This window comes from Streptomyces phytophilus (assembly GCF_013870535.1).
GTDB classification, from domain to species: domain Bacteria; phylum Actinomycetota; class Actinomycetes; order Streptomycetales; family Streptomycetaceae; genus Streptomyces; species Streptomyces phytophilus.
Window position 1 is genome coordinate 1 of record NZ_JACBXC010001286.1, and the last position, 1,678, is coordinate 1,678.

The 1,678-nt window shown below is 71.1% G+C and carries 1 protein-coding gene; it reads right to left on the bottom strand.

Features of this window, described 5'->3' with window-relative positions; translation table 11 throughout:
* Nucleotides 1–15 precede the first annotated feature (15 nt).
* Nucleotides 16–1,678: chitinase (locus H5J30_RS31640; protein ID WP_181791012.1), on the bottom strand; the 1,663-nt coding region annotated here is incomplete at its 5' end.

Genomic DNA, 1,678 nt, shown 5'->3' on the forward strand with positions numbered 1-1,678 from the left:
GGGAGAGGGCCGGGCCTACGGCCAGTAGGCGTCGAAGTTCTTGCTGAACTCCCAGTTGTTGTACCGGTCCCAATTGATCGACCAGGTCATCAGCCCGCGCATGCCGGGCCAGGTGCCGTGCGTCCGGTACGAGCCGCAGTTGCTGCCCTTCGTCAGGCAGTCCAGCGTCTTGTTCACCTCGCCGGTCGACACGTGCCCGTTGCCCGCCTGGGTGCTGGCCGGCATCCCGATGGCCACCTGGTCGGGGCGCAGCGCCGGGAAGAACCGCTCGGAGTTGCCCGCGACCGGGAAGCCGGTGAGCAGCATGTCCGTCATCGCGATGTGGAAGTCGGCGCCGCCCATGGTGTGGTACTGGTTGTCCAGGCCCATGATCGGGCCGGAGTTGTAGTCCTGGACGTGCAGCAGCGTCAGCGAGTCGCGCAGCGCGTGGATCACCGGCAGGTACGCCCCGCAGCGCGGGTCCTGCCCGCCCCACTGGCCGGTGCCGTAGAACTGGTAGCCCATCTGCACGAAGAACGTCTCGGGCGCCATCGTCAGCACGAAGCTCTCGCCGTACTTGGCCTTGAGCGTCTTGAGCGCCGAGATCAGGTTGACGATCACCGGTGTGGTCGGGTTCCGGAAGTCGGTGTCACCGCTGTCCAGCGAGAGCGAGTGGCCCTCGAAGTCGATGTCGACGCCGTCGAGTCCGTACTCGTCGATGATGCCGCTCACCGACCGGACGAACGCGTCGCGCGCGGCCGTGCTGGTCAGCTGGACCTGCCCGTTCTGGCCGCCGATGGACAGCAGCACCTTCTTGCCGGCGGCCTGCTTGGCCGCGATCGCCGCCTTGAAGTCCGCCACCGGCTCCACGTTCGGGCACTCGGTCTGCGGGCAGAGCCGGAAGCGGATGTCGCCGGACGTCGAGGAAGTGGGCTCGCCGAAGGCCAGGTTGATGACGTCCCAGCCGGCCGGGACGTCCGCGAGCCGGGTGTAGCCGGAGCCGTTGGCGAAGCTCGTGTGCAGATAGCCGACGAGCGCGTGCGGCGGCAGGGTGCCGCCGGGGTTGCCGCCGCCGTCGCCGGTGGTGGCGCTGACGGTGGCCGACCTGGGGGACTCGCCGGCGGCGTTGGTCGCGGTCACCTCGAAGCGGTACGCGGTCCTGGGCGTCAGCCCCGTGACGGTGGCGGAGGTGCCGGTCACGGAGGTGGCGCGGGTGCCGTCGCGGTAGACGGTGTAGCCGGTCGCGCCGCTCGCCGCGCTCCAGGACAGCGAGACGGAGGTGGCGGTGGTGGAGCCGACCGACACCCCGGACGGCGCGGCGGGGACGGTGCCCGGGTCGCCGCCGGGGCCGGTCAGGGCGATGTCGTCGGCGTGGTAGGCGGGCTGGCCGTACCAGCCGTGGGTGTAGACCGTCACCGAGGTGGTGTTCGGGCCGGTGGTGAAGGACGTGTTCAGCTCGGTCCAGGTGCCGGCGGAGGACGTCCAGTCCGAGACGTCGGCGGTGCCGGTGCCGCGCGCGCCGAGGTAGGCGTACGAGCCCTGCACCCAGCCGCTCAGCGCGTACTGCGCGTTCGGGCGTACGGACACGGTCTGCGTGCACTGGCCCTGGTCGCCGCCCGAGGGCTGGACCCTGAGGGCGGACGTCCCGGTGCGCACGGGGCTGGTGACCGCGGAGCCGCTGCCGGCGGAGCAGCTCCAG